The organism is Arthrobacter sp. TS-15 (assembly GCF_006964045.1).
In the GTDB taxonomy this organism is placed as follows: domain Bacteria; phylum Actinomycetota; class Actinomycetes; order Actinomycetales; family Micrococcaceae; genus Arthrobacter.
Window position 1 is genome coordinate 376,166 of the sequence record NZ_SDXQ01000029.1, and the last position, 18,515, is coordinate 394,680.

General features: G+C 62.0%; 15 protein-coding genes and 1 tRNA gene. 11 read left to right on the top strand and 5 right to left on the bottom strand.

Going from position 1 to position 18,515, the window contains the following annotated elements:
• Positions 1 to 2: 2 nt before the first annotated feature.
• From EU811_RS11955 to EU811_RS11975, 5 genes are all read right to left on the bottom strand, one after another.
• Positions 3 to 1,046, bottom strand: coding sequence for a M4 family metallopeptidase (locus tag EU811_RS11955; protein WP_223940520.1), 1,044 nt, complete (start codon positions 1,044 to 1,046; stop codon positions 3 to 5).
• Positions 1,047 to 1,200: 154 nt separating this feature from the next.
• Positions 1,201 to 1,273: transfer RNA gene (locus EU811_RS11960), tRNA-Arg, on the bottom strand.
• Positions 1,274 to 1,381: 108 nt separating this feature from the next.
• Complete coding sequence (locus tag EU811_RS11965) at positions 1,382 to 2,884, bottom strand: FAD-dependent oxidoreductase (protein WP_142938615.1); 1,503 nt, start codon at positions 2,882 to 2,884, stop codon at positions 1,382 to 1,384.
• Positions 2,881 to 3,753, bottom strand: coding sequence for an FAD:protein FMN transferase (locus EU811_RS11970; protein ID WP_142938616.1), 873 nt, complete (start codon positions 3,751 to 3,753; stop codon positions 2,881 to 2,883). Before EU811_RS11970 ends, EU811_RS11965 begins: the two co-directional genes overlap by 4 nt.
• Before the next feature lie 5 nt (positions 3,754 to 3,758).
• Positions 3,759 to 4,253 (bottom strand): FMN-binding protein, encoded by a 495-nt coding sequence (locus EU811_RS11975; protein WP_142938617.1) that lies wholly within the window; start codon positions 4,251 to 4,253, stop codon positions 3,759 to 3,761.
• A gap of 233 nt (positions 4,254 to 4,486) precedes the next feature.
• Here EU811_RS11975 and argS point away from each other — a divergent pair, with 233 nt between their 5' ends.
• From argS to EU811_RS12030, 11 genes are all read left to right on the top strand, one after another.
• The gene (gene argS / locus EU811_RS11980; protein ID WP_142938618.1) at positions 4,487 to 6,151 is read left to right on the top strand and encodes an arginine--tRNA ligase; all 1,665 of its coding nucleotides are present in this window, start codon (positions 4,487 to 4,489) and stop codon (positions 6,149 to 6,151) included.
• Between the two features lie 4 nt (positions 6,152 to 6,155).
• Positions 6,156 to 7,628, top strand: coding sequence for a diaminopimelate decarboxylase (gene lysA, locus EU811_RS11985; protein WP_142938619.1), 1,473 nt, complete (start codon positions 6,156 to 6,158; stop codon positions 7,626 to 7,628).
• Complete coding sequence (locus EU811_RS11990; protein WP_142938620.1) at positions 7,621 to 8,937, top strand: homoserine dehydrogenase; 1,317 nt, start codon at positions 7,621 to 7,623, stop codon at positions 8,935 to 8,937. Before lysA ends, EU811_RS11990 begins: the two co-directional genes overlap by 8 nt.
• A complete protein-coding gene (gene thrC / locus EU811_RS11995) occupies positions 8,938 to 10,041 on the top strand; it encodes a threonine synthase (protein ID WP_142938621.1) in 1,104 nt (367 codons plus the stop codon).
• Positions 10,042 to 10,043: 2 nt separating this feature from the next.
• Complete coding sequence (thrB, locus tag EU811_RS12000) at positions 10,044 to 11,018, top strand: homoserine kinase (protein WP_142938622.1); 975 nt, start codon at positions 10,044 to 10,046, stop codon at positions 11,016 to 11,018.
• A gap of 304 nt (positions 11,019 to 11,322) precedes the next feature.
• Positions 11,323 to 13,434, top strand: coding sequence for a transcription termination factor Rho (rho, locus tag EU811_RS12005; RefSeq protein ID WP_142938623.1), 2,112 nt, complete (start codon positions 11,323 to 11,325; stop codon positions 13,432 to 13,434).
• A gap of 253 nt (positions 13,435 to 13,687) precedes the next feature.
• Positions 13,688 to 14,761, top strand: coding sequence for a peptide chain release factor 1 (gene prfA, locus EU811_RS12010; RefSeq protein WP_142938624.1), 1,074 nt, complete (start codon positions 13,688 to 13,690; stop codon positions 14,759 to 14,761).
• Between the two features lie 64 nt (positions 14,762 to 14,825).
• A complete protein-coding gene (gene prmC / locus EU811_RS12015; protein ID WP_142938625.1) occupies positions 14,826 to 15,698 on the top strand; it encodes a peptide chain release factor N(5)-glutamine methyltransferase in 873 nt (290 codons plus the stop codon).
• Between the two features lie 12 nt (positions 15,699 to 15,710).
• Positions 15,711 to 16,562: an L-threonylcarbamoyladenylate synthase gene (locus EU811_RS12020; protein WP_142938626.1), complete on the top strand. Its 852-nt coding sequence runs from the start codon at positions 15,711 to 15,713 to the stop codon at positions 16,560 to 16,562.
• Entirely contained in the window at positions 16,559 to 17,344 is a 786-nt protein-coding gene (locus tag EU811_RS12025) for a WecB/TagA/CpsF family glycosyltransferase (protein ID WP_142938627.1), read from the top strand. The genes EU811_RS12020 and EU811_RS12025 overlap by 4 nt, the downstream gene beginning before the upstream one ends.
• Positions 17,345 to 18,301, top strand: coding sequence for a glycosyltransferase (locus EU811_RS12030; protein WP_142938628.1), 957 nt, complete (start codon positions 17,345 to 17,347; stop codon positions 18,299 to 18,301).
• Positions 18,302 to 18,515 lie beyond the last annotated feature (214 nt).

The following is an 18,515-nucleotide window of genomic DNA, read 5'->3' on the forward strand; positions in this document are numbered from 1 at the left end:
GACTAAACCTTGACCTTCACAGTCTCCCACGCCTTCAGGACGGCGTCATGCTCCGCTGAACCGGAGCCGAAGAGTTCCTCTGCCGTGGCCACAGTGGTCTTGGCAAACTTTCCGAACGTGCACGTCGCTGGAAGGCTTCCGCTGGTCAGCGTGCCGTACCAGATCTGGCCCGGCGCTTCCCACGCATTGCCACCAATTTCAGAGGCCACCACATAGAAAGCCTTGTTGGGGATGCCGGAGTTGATATGGACTCCGCCATTGTCAGCACTGGTCCGTACGTATGTATCCATGGAGTCCGGCTGGGGATCCTTGCCGAGAACGTCGTCGTTGTAAGCGGTGCCCGGTGCTTTCAGGGAACGCAGGGCATCGCCTTGAACCTGGTCCGTGAAGAGGCCCTCCCCGATGAGCCAACTAGCCTGCTCTACCGACTCCTTCTTCAGGTATTGCTCCACGAGGACGCCGAAGACATCAGACATGGACTCGTTGAGTGCGCCAGCCTGATTCCGGTAGGCCAGATTGGCCGTGTATTGGGTAACTCCGTGCGCGAGTTCGTGGCCGATGACGCTAAGGGACTTGGTGAAGCGCTGAAAGATCTGCCCATCGCCGTCGCCAAACACCATTTGGGAGCCATCCCAGAAGGCGTTGTCATAGAGCTTCCCGTAATGGACGGTGGCGTCCAGGGCCAGCCCGGCATCATCAATGGAGTCCCTGCCGAAAATCTCGCCATACAAGCGATGCGTGCTCCCCAGGCCGTCGTAGGCCTCGTCGGCTGCCACGTCCCCGACAGGTGCCGCACCTTCCTTCCGGACTACGCGTCCGGGCAAAGTTTCCAAAGACTCAGCATCGTAAATGGTCCGTTTGGCAGGGCCGGGCTTGGCTTGGCGTGCGCTGGGGGGAGCGGCGGGGATGGGGGCTGTGCGGATGGCCTGCAAGTCTTTGATGTGAAGCAGGGACTCTTTTGCTGCCCTGGCCACGGCGCGCAGCCGTGGCTCGTTCTGGGCGGCTAACTTGCGAAGCATGTACGGAGGGACGATGGAGCACATCATGGCTAACCCCTTTGGCTATCGGTATGACCAACTGAATTCAGCCTAGGAGTAGGGGCAGACATTATTGCGGCACAGGACCGGCAAGCCCCGAACTGATAGTGAGTATCCGGCACGCAAAAATACCCCGCCAGCTTTGCTGGCGGGGTATTCGTTGTGCCCTCGATAGGATTCGAACCTACGGCCTTCTGCTCCGGAGGCAGACGCTCTATCCCCTGAGCTACGAGGGCATCCAGGGTTCCCTCCGTTGCCGGTGGGACGTCCTAGAGCTTAGCAGCCACTGAGCCGCAAATGAAAACCCGGCGCCAAGCCGGCGAGCCCGGCCGGAACCTTGCCCATCAGTAGCCTGCGAACGAGTCCACGTGGACCCGCCGGGCTCCTGCACCACGTGCCGCAGCGCGCAGGGAATCCACGCTCGCCGGAGACCCGGATACAAACACTTCCCGTTCCCCAATGTCCGGAACCAGCTCCTTAAGGCGCGGGGCGTCGATCCTGGAGGCGCCGGCGTCGACCATGAACTCCGGGGGAGTGGACCCGTCCGCAAGCCGGGCTATTACCTTGGCGCCCGATGCTTCCAGTTGTTCCACGCTGGCCAGCTCATGGCGCCCCTTCGCGAGATACAGCACCACGGTGTCGCGCGCGGCGTCCTTGGCCGCCAGCTGCGACAGGAAAGGGGTAATGCCGATTCCCGCAGCGATGAGCAACACCGGCTTCCCGGCGTCGTTCGGCAGAACAAAGTCCCCACCCACGGCCGTTGCGGAGATACGGTCCCCGGGCCGAAGCGCAAACAGTGCCTTCTTCGCCGTAGAAAGGGGCTCCGCCGTGCCCACGCCAAACGTTATTTCGGTGGCGCCGGGCGGGCTGGTGATGCTGAAGACGCGACGACGCCCCTTACCATCAGAGCCTGCATGCGGGAGGTTGAGCTCCATGAACTGCCCTGCGGCAAAGCGCACCGGCCTGTGCGCCTCGAACCTGAATTCAGTACTTGCCGGGGTGAGGGGGCGCGAACCTTTGAACGTCAGTTGGATGCCACCTCGTTGTCCCAGGAAGAACGCCATGAGGTTGCCCACCAACAGTGCCAGTTCCGGGGAGTTGGCAATGAAACCAAAGTTATAAGGCACCGCAAAAACAACACCCACGACGGCGGCCAACGCCAGCTGCTGCCAACGACGGGGAGGCAGGGTGAGGGGCTCCGAGAGCATGAAGCCCACAAAAAACAGCAAGGGCCGTTGCGCCAGGGACTGCCACAGGGCCTGGCCCAACGTCATATTGCGGCTGAGCAGCTCCACCGTGATGATGCTTGTGGCAGCCACCAGGAAAACGGTGGCCATCAGCAATTTTCGTGTGCGGTACAGGACAAGCAGGACCCCGGGAACCAGGAGCCAGAGCATGGCCGGCGTCGCGGCCCACCATGTGGCGATGTTCAGCCCGGTCAGACCCGTGATGAACGCGCCCACCGCGGCCGGGTTGAAGATGTGCCGGCCACGGAACGCCAGGGCATACTTGGAGACGCTGGCCAGCACGCAAGCCAAAGCAACCCCCGCCATGTCCATCACCCCAAAAGCGGGCCAAAACAGGAAGTACAGCAGCAGCCCGGTGATCAGCGAGGACTCCGTGTGCGGTTTGACCCCGAAGAGCAAGGCAAGCAGCCGGCTGGACGCGTAGGTCACACCCAGGCAAAGCACCAGGTGTACCGCCATCTCCGGAAGCCCGAAGGTCAACCATCCCAGGATGTTCAGGACCATGCTGTAAACAACCAGTACGCCCAGCACCCAGAGAATCAGGCGGTACATGGTGAAGTGGCCCAACCAGGTGTCCAGGCGCGACTTAGCGGCAATCATGTGAACAGTCTCCCCTCAAAACCGTGCGAAAACGCGGCAGCACCATTCGATGACACCGAAAGCCATGAGAAATCAAATTCGACCTCCAGCCGAGGCGGTTCAAGCATGAACAATGCCGTAGCAAGTCCGTCCGCAACCAGGGCGCTTTCAGCCATGGTCCATGTAGCCACAGTGGTGTGTATGGGCTCGCCCGTACTTCCATCCAGGACATGGTGGAGACCGTCACCCCACGTGCGCCGGTTGGAGGCGGAGGCGCACAGCGCGGAATTGTGCAGCTCCACCGTTCCTATGGCCTGCCGGGGGTTATAGGGATGTTCCAAAGCAACGGTGACCGGATGGTCACCGGAGTGCAGCATGTCGCCGCTTCCATCCACCAGGAAATCGCTCTGTCCCTGTGCTCGCAGGGCTGCGCCCAGCAGGTCAACGAGCTGGCCCTTCCCGGCTGCTCCGACGTCCAAAACCACCGGTTCTTTCGCGGCCAGGTCCGTGCCTGTCCAATCGAGGACGTCTTCCCACCGCGGCGGAGCGAGGGGGAGTCCTGACGGAACAAGCGCATAACCGGCGTCGTAACCCAGTCGCTCCAAGCTGCTCCCGATAAGTGGCGTCATGGCACCATCGCTGAGGCGGTACAGCACGGAATAGAGCTTCTGGAGGGCTACTGCATGATCCGGCAGCGTGATGATGCCCGGGCCATGGGACAGGATGGACACCAATGAATCCGGCCTGAACCGGGACCACGTCTTGTCGTACTCCGCAACAATCTCCAGCAGTTCGCTGCGGATCGCGGGTGCCAAACGGTCCGGCGTCGAGATTTCCCACTGCGTACCGATCCCTTCGAAGCGGAAAGTGCTCCAGCCAGGGTGCGGCATGGCCCCTACTTGGCCTGGGACTTGATCTGTTCCACGGCCTCGTTGAAGCCGCCGGACGTCAGAGAAGAGCCAGCGACCTTGGAGACATTGAGGTCGTCGATGTCTTTGCCCACGATCTGCGCGGCGATTCCGCTGGCAAATTCACCTTGGAACTTCTTGGTATTCGGGTTGGAAGGGTGGACCGTGATGTTGACCGCAGAAACCTTATCCGAGGCAAGCGTCAGTTCAACACCCACCTTCTCCTGACCATTGGGCGAGGTGTACGTGCCGTCGGAGCTGTAGGTTCCGTCCTTATAGGTGGATCCCCCGGTGGAGGCTACAGCCGTTGATGACGACGTACCTGCAGGTGTTGGGCTGCCTGTGGCGGCCTGACCGCCATCCTGTGTGGCCGGTGTACTGCTGGTGGGGGCTTCGGTTGTGGGGGCGCATGCCGCGGCCGTTCCGATGATGGAGAGGCCGGCGAAACCAACGTAGAGGCTCTTGCGGAGTGGCGTAGTCATGGGTCTGCTCGTTTCAACTGGACAAGATTTCGTCAATGGTCATTTTCGTCAGAGGTGCTTCTACTACGGTGATGGCCAACAAGGCCACCTCCTACGTGTTCACAACGTCGGATTCAGCGTAATGGTTCACCCTGTGCTGCCAGATAGCCATTCCTGTGAACGGGCTTTGTCCCACTATCCACATACGGCAGCCTCAATTCCGTGACTCTGCGGGCCCCCGGTAGGCTAGAAGCGTGACTCCCGAAGAACTCTCTGCTGCCATATCCGCCTGCCTTAAGGACGCCGTCGCTACCGGCGAAATCGCCTTGACGGAATCTGCCGTGCCCGACGCCGTGCGAGTGGAGCGACCCAAGAACCGGGAGCACGGAGACTGGGCCACCAACATCGCCCTGCAACTCTCCAAGCAGGCCGGTATGAACCCCCGTGAATTCGCAGCAGTCCTCAGCAACCATTTGCAGGGCATTCCCGGTGTTACGGGAGTGGAGATTGCCGGTCCGGGCTTCCTGAACATCACCGTAGACGCGGCCACAGCCGGTGCACTCGCCAAGGCCATTGTTGAAGCCGGGGCCAGCTACGGCACCAACAAGGCGCTCGCCGGCAGGGTGGTCAATATGGAGTTCGTTTCTGCGAATCCCACCGGCCCGCTCCACATCGGACACACGCGCTGGGCGGCTCTTGGCGACGCCATTGCCCGCGTCCTGCGCGCCTCCGGTGCCGACGTCACCGCCGAGTACTACATCAACGACGCCGGTTCGCAGATGAACGTGTTCGCGAACTCGGTCCTTTCCCGCCTTCATGGCCGTGGCGTACCGGAGGGTGGCTACCCCGGCGAGTACATCCGCGAACTGGGCGACGAAGTACTGAAAGCCCACCCAGGCATCCGCGAACTGACGGACGAGGCGGCACTGCCCGTCATCCGCGCCGCAGCCTACGAGGCCCAGATGGCTGACATTAAGGCCACGCTGGCTGAATTCGGTGTTGCGTTCGACGTCTTCTTCTCGGAGAAGGAACTGCACGACGCCGGTGCGATCGAATCTGCCGTCGCCCGGCTTCGCGATCAGGGCCACGTATTCGACGACGGCGGGGCCGTATGGTTGCGCACCACCGATTTCGGCGACGACAAAGACCGCGTGATGATCCGTGCCAACGGCGAACCCACCTACTTTGCAGCGGACGCCGCGTACTACCTTTCCAAGAAGGACCGCGGGTTTACGGAGAAGATTTACCTTCTCGGCGCGGACCACCACGGTTACATCAACCGTCTGAAGGCGATTGCAGCCTGCGCGGGCGATGATCCCGAGGTGAACATCGAGGTCCTCATCGGCCAGCTTGTGTCCGTGAATGGTGCCAAACTGTCCAAGCGCGCCGGTAACATCATCGAGCTCAAGGACCTCATCTCATGGCTCGGGAAGGACGCTGTCCGCTACTCGCTCGCTCGTTTCCCGGCTGACTCGCCCCTGACGTTGGATCCCGAACTGTTGAAGAAGCACAGCAACGAGAACCCCGTGTTCTACGTGCAGTACGCCCACGCCCGGTCGCGTGGTACGGCCCGCAATGCTGCCGAGGCCGGGGTGGAACGCCAGGTTGACGGAGTGGACGCCTTTGACGCTTCACTTCTGGACCACGCCACCGAAAACGAGTTGCTCTCCTATCTGGGCAGCTACCCGTCCATCGTGGCGAAGGCCGCCGAACTGCGTGAACCGCACCGTGTGGCGCGCCACCTTGAGGTCATTGCCGGCGCTTATCACCGCTGGTACGACGCTTGCCGCGTCTCGCCGCAGGGTGAGGAACCCGTGCTCGACGTCAACCGCACACGTCTGTGGTTGAACGACGCCACCAGCCAGGTCCTCGCCAACGGACTCGAACTGCTGGGCGTTTCTGCGCCGGAACGGATGTAGGGAAATGAACACAGACACTGCACATGCTTCTCCGCTCGCGCCCGGGTGGTTGGCTGTTCCCGAAGACCTCAACGCCTTGCAAGCACCTATGTGGGCGGCTGGGGTTGGGAAGAACGACGCCGGCGAGGTCACCATTGATGGCGTGTCCGTTAGCGAACTCAAGGAACAGTACGGAACCCCGCTGTTCGTCATGAGTGAATCGGACTTCCGCTCCCGTGCACGTGCGTTCAAGGACGCCTTTGATGCCGCCTTCGCGGACATTTGCGGGGGAGTGGACGTCTACTACGCGGGGAAGTCGTTCCTGTGCACTGCAGTGGCCCACTGGGTGGCTGAAGAAGGCCTTCGCCTGGACACTTGTTCGGGCGGCGAGTTGGCTGTGGCGGCACGTGCTGGTATTGAAGGTCCCAACCTTGGCCTGCACGGCAACAACAAGTCCGACGCCGAGATCAACCGTGCCCTGGATATGAGGCTTGGCAGGATCGTGGTGGACAGCCTCGATGAACTTGAGCGCGTTGCCAAGATCGCTTCCAGCCGCGGCGAGACTGCCAAGGTCATGCTGCGGCTTACCCCCGGCGTGCACGCCCATACCCACGAGTTCATTGCCACGGCCCACGAAGACCAGAAGTTCGGCCTTTCCATGGCCGAGGATTCCACCGAGGAAGCCGGCCTGTCCGCAGCCGAAGAGGCAGTAGCCGCAGCAACCTCTTACGCCAGCATCGAGCTGCTTGGCCTGCACTGCCACATCGGTTCGCAGATCTTCGAGCCCGATGGCTTTGCTGTTGCCGCGGAGAAGCTCTTGGGCTTCCTTGCCGCGATGCAGGCCAAGTACTCCATCGTCATGCCCGAACTGGATCTCGGCGGTGGCTACGGAATCGCCTACACCCCCGTGGACACGCCCCGCCCGGCAGCGGAAATCGCGCAGGCAATGGCCGACGTCGTCCGCGCCAAGTGCGCCGAGCTGGACATCACGCCACCGCGTATCTCCATAGAACCCGGACGTGCCATTGTGGGCAGCACAACCTTCACGCTCTATGAGGTCGGCACGCTCAAAACGGTCCGGGTTGACGCCCCTGAGGGCGAAGAAGGGCAAGAGAACGTTACGTATCCGCGCCGCTATGTGTCGGTGGACGGCGGAATGAGCGACAACGCCCGTCCGGTGCTGTACGACGCGGATTATTCGGCAATTCTGGCCTCCCGGAACTCTTCGGCGGCTCCGCAACTGTCCCGCGTAGTGGGCAAACATTGCGAGAGCGGCGACATAGTTGTTAGAGATGTATATCTGCCCGCGGATGTGGCAGCCGGTGATTTGCTCGCAGTACCGGGTACCGGCGCCTACTGCTGGGCCCTCTCCAGCAACTACAACTACCTGGCCCGGCCTGGCGTTGTCGCTGTACGCGACGGAGCCGCCCGGCTGATTGTCCGCGGGGAAACCGAAGAAGATCTCTTGAACCGCGACATGGGAGTGGCGAATGTCTGAAATGCGAACCTTGAAGGTGGCCCTGCTGGGCTGTGGCAACGTTGGGGCCCAGGTTGCGCGGATTCTGATTGACGACGCCGAGGCCCTCGCCGCACGCAGCGGCGCCCGCCTGGAACTCTCCGGCATCGCCGTCCGCAATGTCGACGCGCCGCGTGAGGTCGAACTGCCGCGTGAACTGTTCACCACCGACGCCGATACCTTGGTCAAGGACGCTGACCTGGTCATCGAACTCATGGGCGGCATAGAGCCTGCACGCTCTCTGATCCTGACGGCCATCCAGAACGGCGCATGCGTCGTTACCGGCAACAAGGCCTTGCTCGCCCAGGATGGCCCCACTCTTTACGAAGAGGCTGATAAGGCCGGAGTCCAGCTGTCCTACGAGGCCGCCGTAGCGGGAGCGATTCCCATTCTGCGCCCTATCCGTGACTCCTTGTCCGGAGACCGCATTACCCGCGTCCTCGGAATCGTCAACGGCACCACCAACTTCATCCTTGACCAGATGGACAGCACCGGCGCGCAGTTCGCCGATGCCCTCGCCGAAGCACAGCGTCTTGGCTATGCGGAAGCGGACCCCACTGCCGACGTCGAAGGCCACGACGCTGCAGCGAAGGCGGCGATTCTTGCGTCGTTGTCGTTCCACACCCGCTTCTCCCTGGACGATGTGTATTGCGAAGGCATCACCAAGGTCAGCGCTGCCGACATCGCATCGGCCAAGGAAGCCGGCTTTGTGATCAAACTGCTCGCCATTGCCGAGAAGATCGATTCATCGGATAACGGCAGCGGAATTTCCGTGCGGGTTCACCCCACCCTCCTGCCGCGTGAACACCCGCTGGCAGCTGTCCGTGGTGCGTTCAACGCTGTGTTCATCGAGGCCGAGAACGCAGGCGAACTGATGTTCTATGGCCAGGGCGCCGGTGGGACTCCCACTGCATCTGCCGTGCTGGGGGACCTCGTGTCCGCTGCGCGTCGTCTGGTCCTGGGCGGCCCAGGGCGCACTGAGACCACCACGGGCCACGTTCCGGCGTTGGCCATCGATGCCTCCACCACGAGTTACTACATCGGCCTGGATGTCGCTGACCAGGCCGGCGTGCTGGCCCGGATTGCCCACATCTTTGCCGAGAACGGCGTTTCCATCGAAACCATGCGCCAAACGATCCACCGCGACTCTGCCTCGAACGTTGAGTCAGCCGAGCTGAAAATCGTGACGCACCGTGCGTCCGAAGCTGCACTAGCGGCAACCGTCGAGGCCGTCAAAGGCTTGGACGTCATCAATTCTGTAACATCCGTACTTCGGGTAGAAGGGGTCTAAGTGGCTCACCAATGGCGCGGAGTAATCCGCGAATACGCTGATCGTTTGCCTGTAACGGAAGCCACCAAGGTCATCACCCTCGGCGAGGGCGGCACGCCGCTTGTCCACGCGCAGAAGCTTTCCGAGCTGACCGGCTCAGAGGTGTACCTGAAGGTCGAAGGCATGAACCCCACGGGTTCCTTCAAGGACCGCGGCATGACCATGGCCATGACCGCTGCCGTCGAAGCCGGTGCAAAGGCTGTAGTTTGCGCTTCCACCGGCAACACTTCCGCCTCGGCTGCGGCCTATGCCACCGCGGCAGGCCTCAAATGCGCTGTGCTGGTACCCGAAGGCAAGATCTCCATGGGCAAGCTGAGCCAGGCCATCGCCCACGGTGCCACGCTGCTCCAGGTGGACGGCAACTTCGATAACTGCCTGGACATCGCTCGAAAACTCGGCGAGTCCTACCCTGTGTTCCTGGTGAACTCCGTCAACCCTGCGCGTATTCAGGGCCAGAAGACCGGCGCCTTCGAGGTAGTGGACAGCTTGGGCGACGCCCCTGACATCCACGTGCTGCCCGTGGGCAACGCCGGCAACATCACGGCCTACTGGAAGGGCTATAAGGAATACTCCGCGCCCTTCGAGACCGCCAATGGAACACTTCCGGCTGTTTCCTCCAAGACGCCAGTCATGTGGGGCTTCCAAGCCGCAGGTGCCGCGCCGTTCGTTGCAGGCCACCCCATTACCGAGCCCGACACGATCGCCACCGCCATCCGCATCGGCAACCCGGCCTCGTGGGAAACCGCCGTTGCGGCCCGTGACGAATCCGGTGGACTGATCGAGGCCGTCACCGATGACGAGATCCTTGCGGCTCACCGCTGGCTTTCGGCAAAGGAAGGCGTTTTCGTTGAACCCGGCTCCGCTGCCGGTGTCGCGGGCTTGATCAAGAAGCATGCCGCAGGCGAGGTTCCGTCGGGCAAAACCATCGTCATCACGGTTACCGGACACGGACTCAAGGACCCGCAGTGGGCCCTCCGCACCGAAGACGGCAGCGATGTGCAGCCCGTCAAGGTGCCGAACGACGTCGTCACCGTTGCCGCAGAACTGGGACTGGAAGAAAACTAAGAGTGGAATCAATGCAGCCCACCGCGACCGATCGTGCACTCGTCGCGGCAGGCCAGCGGCTGACCGTCAAGGTCCCCGGTACGAGTGCCAACCTGGGCCCCGGTTACGACAGCCTCGGTTTGGCCCTGTCCATCTACGACACCTTGACGGTGGAAACCCTCAGCACCGGGGAGCTTGAGTTTGAGCTCTCCGGTGAGGGCGCTGAGACTCTCCCACGTGATGCAAGTCACTTGGTTGTGCGCGCTATTGACCTTGCCTTGGATCGCCTTGGCTACCAGCGATCGGGCCTGAAGATCATTGCGGATAACGTCAACCCGCATGGCAGGGGGCTGGGATCTTCAGCCTCGGCTGTAGTAGCCGCGGTTACTGCCGCCAATGCGCTGGTCCCTTCGGAATCCCGGCAGGACCGTGACTGGATCCTGCAGCTGACAAGCGAGATGGAAGGGCACCCGGACAACGTCGCACCCGCGATTTTCGGCGGACTGGCGCTGTCATGGCAGGACAGCGAGCAGTACAGCAGCACGCGCGCTGACGTCGCGTCGTCAGTTATTCCTGTAGTGGCAGTCCCGGACTACGAGCTCGCTACTGAAACTGCGCGCGGTCTACTCCCCGCATCGGTTGGTCACCACGCGGCGGCCATGAATTCCGGGCGGGCGGCCTTGCTGATCCATGCGCTCACTGCAGATCCCGCTTTGCTGCTCCCAGGCACGGAGGACTACCTCCACCAGAGCTACCGGGCACAGGCCATGCGGCCCAGCGCCGACCTCCTTGCAGCCCTCCGTGGTGCGGGCCATGCGGCCGTTGTTTCCGGCGCTGGTCCCACAGTGATGGTGCTGGCTAATGGTGCTGACCAAGCCGCTGCGGTTGTTGAATTCATTGAAGCGTTCACGGCGGTCAACACACCCGACGTCTGTTGGCGCGTGATGACGCTGGCTGTGGACGTTCAAGGTGCTAGAGTGGAAGTGCACCGCCGGTAAAGCCGCGGGCAGTTCCCTGATTTTGGATCTCGGTGTTTTGCCGTACCTTTCGTCAACTGTGCCAACGTCGGTGGTGTCGTCTCTTTCCGGCCTGTCTCAGGTGCCGCAGAAATCTCTCTGTTCCCTGAACGCACGCCGGCTGTCCGGGCAACTGGATCCAGTGATGACGATCAGTATCCGGCCCTGTTGGCCATAATCCATCAGGCACGGCCCAAGTCACCGGCTGCAGATCTGAACTGCAGCCCAGAACAAATCATCGCGTCCAGCTCTCGCTCTGGACGCCGTCGAGGGGGAAGGATCCTTCGTGACAGAAACCACTGAGCTGGCTTCAGCTGTGGACACAACATCTTCTGCTGCTGATTCGTCAACTGCAGCAACCACCAAGAGCAGCGGCCTTGCAGGCCTTAAGCTCGCCCAGCTTCAGGCTCTTGCGAGCCAACTGGGCATTTCCGGGGGATCCCGCATGCGCAAGGGGGACTTGGTCACGGCCATTTCTGCACATCGTGCCGGAACGTCCACCACCAAGGCGCCCGCCAAGGCCACGGCCAAGGCAACTGCGGCCAAGGAAACACCGGCTGCAGAGCCAAAAGCTTCCAAGGAAGCCAGCGCGCCTGCCGCGGTGGCTGAGGAAGCCCCTGCCCAGGAAGCACCGCGGGGCCGCGGTCGTGGCCGCAGCCGCCGTGCCACCAGCGACGGAGTCGTAGCAGCTGCTGAGGCCGCTGCTGCACCGGTCGAGGCAACAGCCGCACCCGAAGCTGACGCTGCTCCGGTGGTCGTCGAGACCGCTGAGGCCGCTACGGAGCGCCGTCAGCCACGCACCCGTAACCGGCGCCGCGGCGAAGCTGCCGCCGCGCCTGCCGAAGCGGCAGAAGCACCCGCCACCGAGCAGCGTGCCGATCGCTCGGAGCAGCGTGAGCAGCGTGCCGATCGTTCGGAGCAGCGTGAGCAGCGTGCCGATCGTTCGGAGCAGCGCGAACAGTCCGATTCGGGCGACCAGCGCGGCGAGCGTCGCGACAACACCCGCGGTCGCCGTGACGACAACAACGACGGCGACGATACCGGCAACCGCCGTAACCGTCGCAACCGTCGTGACCGCAACGAGCAGAACGACCGGAGCGACCGTAGCGATCGTCGTGGGGGTCAGGACAGCCGTGACGGCAATACCCGCAGCGACCGTTTCCGTGACCGCAATGAACGCCGCCGTGGTCGCGCGCAGGGACCGGACGTCGACGACGTCGAAGTAACCGAAGACGACGTCCTGCTGCCTGTCGCCGGCATCCTGGACGTACTGGAGAACTACGCGTTCATCCGTACATCCGGCTACCTGCCCGGTGCAAACGACGTCTACGTATCCTTGGCTCAGGTCAAGAAGTACAACCTTCGCAAGGGCGACGCCGTCGTCGGTGCCATCCGCGCACCGCGTGACGGTGAGGACCGCAGTCAGCAGTCCGCCCGCCAGAAGTTCAATGCGCTGGTTCGCGTCACTTCCGTCAATGGCAAGACGCCCGAAGAGCTCAAGGATCGCGTCGAGTTCGCCAAGCTTGTGCCGCTGTACCCGTCCGAGCGTCTGCGCCTCGAAACCGACCCCAAGAAGATTGGCCCGCGAGTCATCGACCTCGTGGCACCGATCGGCAAGGGCCAGCGTGGCTTGATCGTCTCCCCGCCGAAGGCGGGCAAGACGCTCATCCTTCAGTCCATCGCAAATGCAATCACCACCAACAATCCTGAGGTCCACCTCATGATGGTTCTGGTTGACGAGCGACCCGAAGAAGTCACGGACATGCAGCGGACCGTCAAGGGCGAGGTCATTGCCTCCACCTTCGACCGTCCCGCCGACGACCACACCACCGTTGCCGAGCTCTCCATTGAACGTGCCAAGCGTCTCGTGGAAATGGGCATGGACGTGGTGGTTCTGCTGGACTCCATGACCCGCCTGGGCCGTGCCTACAACCTGGCAGCACCGGCCTCCGGCCGTATCCTGTCCGGCGGTGTCGATTCAGCAGCACTGTACCCGCCGAAGCGCTTCTTCGGTGCAGCCCGCAACATCGAAAACGGTGGCTCGCTCACCATCCTTGCAACCGCACTCGTCGAGACCGGTTCCAAGATGGACGAGGTCATCTTCGAAGAGTTCAAGGGCACCGGCAACATGGAGCTCCGCCTTTCCCGCCAATTGGCAGACAAGCGTATCTTCCCGGCCGTGGACGTCAATGCGTCCGGTACTCGCCGTGAAGAGAACCTGCTCTCGCCTGAAGAGGTCAAGATCATGTGGAAGCTGCGCCGCGTCCTTTCGGGCCTGGAGCAGCAGCAGAGCCTTGAGCTGCTGACCAACAAGATCCGGGAGACGCAGAGCAACGTCGAGTTCCTCATGCAGGTTCAGAAGACGACGCTCGGAGCGAAGTCGGACAACGACAAATAGCGTTATCTGGGGTGGGGCCGTCGAGTAATTTTGCCGGCCCCGCCCCTTCGCGTTGCTGCTGACATACTGCGTACGTCAGCAGCAACGCTACGACAGGCCCGATGCCACTCCCGGGCCGGCAAAATTACTCGACGGCGGTCAGGTCACCTTGAGCGTTGCCGTCACCTTCGCTGGCCGGCTTATTTGAGCGGTTGGTCGTTAAGTCACCAATCGTCGCAACTAGACTTGTCTGCGAGTCGAAAGAGGTTTGAAAATGTTTGAGTCCGTACAGGGATTGCTTGATGAGCATGCTGCTATTCAGGCGCAGTTGAGTGATCCTGCTGTTTATGCTGATCAGTCTGCGGCCAGGAAGTTGGGGCGGCGGTCTGCTCAGCTTCAGGGCATTGTGGAGGCGTACAACAAGTGGCGCGGGCTCAACGATGACCTGGAAGCTGCCAAAGAGATGGCTGACGAGGATCCCGAATTCGCTGTCGAAGTGGAGCAGCTGGAGGAACAGATCCCCGCCGCACAAGAGCGGCTGCGTCGTCTGCTGATCCCGCGTGATCCGGACGATGCCCGCAACGTCATCCTTGAAGTGAAGGGTGGCGAAGGCGGCGACGAAGCTGCGTTGTTCGCCGGCGACCTTCTGCGCATGTACATGCGTTATGCGGAGTCGCGCGGCTGGAAGACCGAAATGATTTCCGCTACTGAATCCGATCTGGGTGGATACAAGGACGTTGCCGTAGCCATCAAGGGCAATTCGAACGATCCCGCGCAGGGCGTTTTTGCCCGATTGAAATTTGAAGGCGGCGTCCACCGTGTGCAGCGCGTACCCGTCACGGAGTCGCAGGGCCGCATTCACACTTCGGCCGCCGGCGTGCTGGTGCTTCCCGAAGTTGATGAGCCCGAAGAACTCGAGATCAGCCAGAACGACCTCAAGATTGACGTTTACCGTTCATCCGGGCCCGGTGGCCAGTCCGTGAACACCACCGACTCCGCTGTACGCATTACTCACTTGCCTACGGGCATCGTTGTAGCAATGCAGAACGAAAAGTCGCAGCTGCAGAACCGCGAAGCCGGCATGCGCGTTCTCCGCGCCCGCCTCCTGGCCCACCAGCAGGAACAGATTGACGCCGCCAACTCGGAACAGCGCAAGTCGCAGATCCGCACCATGGACCGTTCCGAGCGCATCCGGACCTACAACTTCCCGGAAAACCGAATTGCTGACCACCGAACCGGCTACAAGGCCTACAACCTTGATGCCGTCATGAACGGTGATCTTGAACCAGTGATCCAGTCAGCCATTGAAGCTGACGAGCAGGCACGCCTGGACGCAATCGGCGAGTAACGACCTGCCGATCAGAGCAGCGCCGAACAACCACAGCGCCGAACAAACACAGCAGAGTACATCCATGACGTTTCACCAAGGCCAAAGCCTCGCGGACGCTGTCCGCGAGGCTACTGCTGTCCTGTCCGACGCCGGCGTACCCAGCCCGCGTGTGGATGCCGAGTTGCTTGCCGATCACCTACTGGGCGTCGGCCTTGGTCGTCTCCGTGCCCTGTTGCTCGGCGACACTCCCGCTCCCGAAGGTTACCGGGAACTGGTGGAGGAACGCGCGGGACGCGTCCCCCTCCAGCACATCACCGGCGTCGCATATTTCCGGCACCTGGCGTTGCGGGTGGGTCCGGGCGTTTTCATTCCGCGTCCCGAAACGGAGTCAGTTGTTCAGTTGGTCATCGACCACCTCTCAGGACTGCAAAGTCCCAAGGTGGTGGATCTTGGCACAGGATCAGGTGCAATCGCCGGCTCCATCGCCTACGAAATCCCAGGCGCGGAAGTGCATGCGGTGGAATTCAGCACGCTCGCGCATGCCTGGGCTGCCAGAAACCTCGAACCGCTGGGCGTGGTACTTATTGAAGGCGACTTACGGGATGCCCTTCCCGAGCACAACGGAACCTTCGACGTCGTCGTATCCAATCCGCCGTACATTCCGGCCGAAGCGATCCCCACAGAGCCTGAAGTTGCACTGCACGATCCACCAGAGGCGCTTTACGGCGGGGGAGCGGACGGCATGGTACTTCCGACCGCGGCAGCTGCCTCAGCGGCCCGTCTCCTCAAGCCCGGTGGCTATTTTGTGATGGAGCACGCGGAAGTCCAGGCTGCATGGATCTGCCGGATGCTGCAAAGAACCGGACGTTGGAACAACGTCACCACGCACTACGACCTGAACGGCAAGGAACGTGCCACCAGCGCGATCCTGGCAAGCCTGTCTCCTGATAAGTGAAAGAATGGCGCTGTGACCACAACCTATAACTGCACTTCCGATGACCAGCGTTCTGAAGGGCTTCAGCATGCCCAGCGCGCCATCAGCGAGAAGAAGTGCGTCGTGCTGCCAACAGACACCGTCTACGGTATTGCCGCAGATGCTTTCTCGCCGTTGGCCGTGACCATGTTGTTGGCCTCCAAAGGGCGCAGCCGTCAAATGCCTCCTCCGGTCCTGATTCCACGGGTCAACGCCCTGGACGGACTGGCCACCGACGTACCAGCCGATGCCCGGGCGCTGGCCCAAGCCTTCTGGCCCGGTGGGTTGACGCTGATCCTTCATGCCCAGCCGTCCTTGGACTGGGACCTCGGCGAGACCAAGGGCACCGTTGCCCTGAGGATGCCCGACGACCAGATCGCCCTGGAACTCCTGGGGCTCACGGGCCCCTTGGCTGTTTCCTCCGCCAACCGGACGGGCCAGGAAGCGGCACAGACAGCCTCGGAAGCGCGACTCCAACTGGCGGAGTCCGTTGAGGTCTACCTCGAAGGCGGCTTCCGTCCGGTCAAGGGAACTGCTGCCTTGCCCTCGACGATTGTGGACGCCACGTCCACTCCGTTCCGGGTGGTGCGCCAAGGAGCGATTGAGCTGGAACGGCTTCGCGAGATCGTTCCGTCCATCCTGGGTGTTGGTGAAACCATTCCTGCTGCGCCGCCGGCTGCTGATGACACGGCAACCGAAGAACCTGTAGTTGAAGCGACCCCAGGTGTAGAGACCGCAGTTGAAGAGACCCCAGTTGAAGAAACTGCAGCCGACGCCGTCGTCGTCGAGGAGTCAACCCATGAGACTGCAAAGCCGGAGGCCTCCAACGAAGCCAAGTCCGAATGATTCCGGAGCGTCAACGCGTCCCCGTCCTTGACGTCGACGCCACGCCGATGCGCGTCAATGAGGTTATAGACGCAATGGGCAGTCTCATTTCAGCCGGATCAACCGCTACCGTTCTTGGCCACAATCTGCACAGCATCACGTTGCTTCATTCGCGCCCGGATGTCCGTTCTTTGTATGAGGGCAGCTCGATCGTCCTCTTGGATGGTGCTCCCGTCGCGATGCTCTGGGGGCTAGCCCACAAGCGTCAACTCCAGCCCTTGGGTGAGGGAACCATGGCATACCGGCTGGGTTCCATGGATTGGATCCCGGAGCTTGGAAAGGTCAAGGGGCTGGAGCGCGTGGCCGTAGTAGGCGCGGGACGCGCGGCCAATACGACGGCGGTCGCCCGGCTGCGCGCTATCGTCCCCGGTGCAACAGTGGACGGAATGCCCGGTGAGGGGTGGGACAGCACCCTGGAAGATGCGGTGGTGGACTGGCTGACGGACTTCCGTCCGCAGTTGGTCCTGTTGGGACTCGGGATGCCCCTTCAGGAGGCTGTCCTTCACCGCAGGCTCGCCCATCTGCCGGCTGCCGTTTATTGCGCCGTCGGCGGCGCCATTGAGCAGGTTGCGGGCATCCAGAAACTGGCGCCGCGGTGGCTTGGTCGCCTAGGACTCGAGTGGGCCTGGCGGCTGGTCCTTCACCCGGGCCGCGTGGCTTACAGAGTTTTTGTTGAACCTTGGAAGCTGGCTGGCCTGCTGATCGGGCGCCGTTTCCAACCATCCAAGACCAAAGGCAAGTAAATGACGTCCCACCCTGTCGTGGTCGCTGTTGTAGTGACCTATAACCGGCGTGAACTTCTCCAGACCACCTTGGACGGCATTGCTGCAGGTACACAGGTACCGGACGCCGTCGTGATCGTGGACAACGCCTCCACGGATGAAACCGCTGAGTTCCTCCAGCAGTACCACGGCGCATTGACCACTGATGTGGTCACCTTGAACACCAACGTGGGCGGTGCCGGGGGTTTCGTCGTCGGCATGGAACGGGCTGTACTCGACCACGGGGCGGATCACGTGTGGATCATGGACGACGACACCGAACCTCAGCCGAACGCCCTGCGCGAGGCGTTGGACCTCTCCGAGTCCTACCTTCGGGAAACCGGAGAGGCACCGGCGTTCATCGCCAGCCGTGTGGTGTGGACTGATGGCCGCGACCACCCGATGAACCGCATGCGGCCGCGTATGGGGGCAAGCGAGAACGCGCGCACCGCTGCTGCCAGGCTGGGTGCCACCCAAATCCGCAGTGCTTCCTTCGTGTCGGTGCTGATTCGTGCTGAGGAAATCAGACAGCACGGCCTGCCCATCGCGGACTACTTCATCTGGAATGACGATCTGGAGTACACCGCCAGGATTTCTCGTAGAGGGACCGCGCTGACTACCAACGCATCAGTGGCCAATCACCATACGAAGGTCTTTGGCGACGCCGGAGCGGATCCTGGCGCGCGCTTCTACTATGAAGTGCGAAACAAGCTCTGGGTTTACACTCGATCGAACGCCTTGGCACCGTGGGAAAAGGTTCTTTTTACGGGTGCTTCATTGCGCAACTGGACCCGCACGATTGCCGCCTCGCCGAATCGTAAGGTGCTGTTGGCCGGGCTTCTCAAGGGCCTGCGCCACAGCCTGAAAGCCCCGCGATCCAATGCTCAGGTACTGAACGGGATCTACGCGCTGCGTAACGTCCAAGAGCCTGTCAGGTAGCTGTTACGCGGCTTGAATCCCAGCCAAACACGCTGGGACATGGCGGCTGCGTCACAGGGTGGTCACGGCCATTGGCATTAGTATCGTGACTAGAGTCCACAGAAATCCCGCAACATTCGGCACAGCCGGTGCAGGCATGGCGACGGAGTAGTTCCATTTATCCAAAGACAGATTTCCACACCTTGAGCTGCCCACAACCCGACGGCATTCGATC

Excerpts from the sequence above, each read along its gene's own strand:
- EU811_RS11955 (WP_223940520.1), bottom strand. The coding sequence starts at position 1,046 with ATGATGTGCTCCATCGTCCCTCCGTACATGCTTCGCAAGTTAGCCGCC.
- EU811_RS11965 (WP_142938615.1), bottom strand. The coding sequence starts at position 2,884 with ATGATTGCCGCTAAGTCGCGCCTGGACACCTGGTTGGGCCACTTCACC.
- EU811_RS11970 (WP_142938616.1), bottom strand. The coding sequence starts at position 3,753 with ATGCCGCACCCTGGCTGGAGCACTTTCCGCTTCGAAGGGATCGGTACG.
- EU811_RS11975 (WP_142938617.1), bottom strand. The coding sequence starts at position 4,253 with ATGACTACGCCACTCCGCAAGAGCCTCTACGTTGGTTTCGCCGGCCTC.
- lysA (WP_142938619.1), top strand. The coding sequence starts at position 6,156 with ATGAACACAGACACTGCACATGCTTCTCCGCTCGCGCCCGGGTGGTTG.
- EU811_RS11990 (WP_142938620.1), top strand. The coding sequence starts at position 7,621 with ATGTCTGAAATGCGAACCTTGAAGGTGGCCCTGCTGGGCTGTGGCAAC.
- prfA (WP_142938624.1), top strand. The coding sequence starts at position 13,688 with ATGTTTGAGTCCGTACAGGGATTGCTTGATGAGCATGCTGCTATTCAG.
- prmC (WP_142938625.1), top strand. The coding sequence starts at position 14,826 with ATGACGTTTCACCAAGGCCAAAGCCTCGCGGACGCTGTCCGCGAGGCT.
- EU811_RS12025 (WP_142938627.1), top strand. The coding sequence starts at position 16,559 with ATGATTCCGGAGCGTCAACGCGTCCCCGTCCTTGACGTCGACGCCACG.
- EU811_RS12030 (WP_142938628.1), top strand. The coding sequence starts at position 17,345 with ATGACGTCCCACCCTGTCGTGGTCGCTGTTGTAGTGACCTATAACCGG.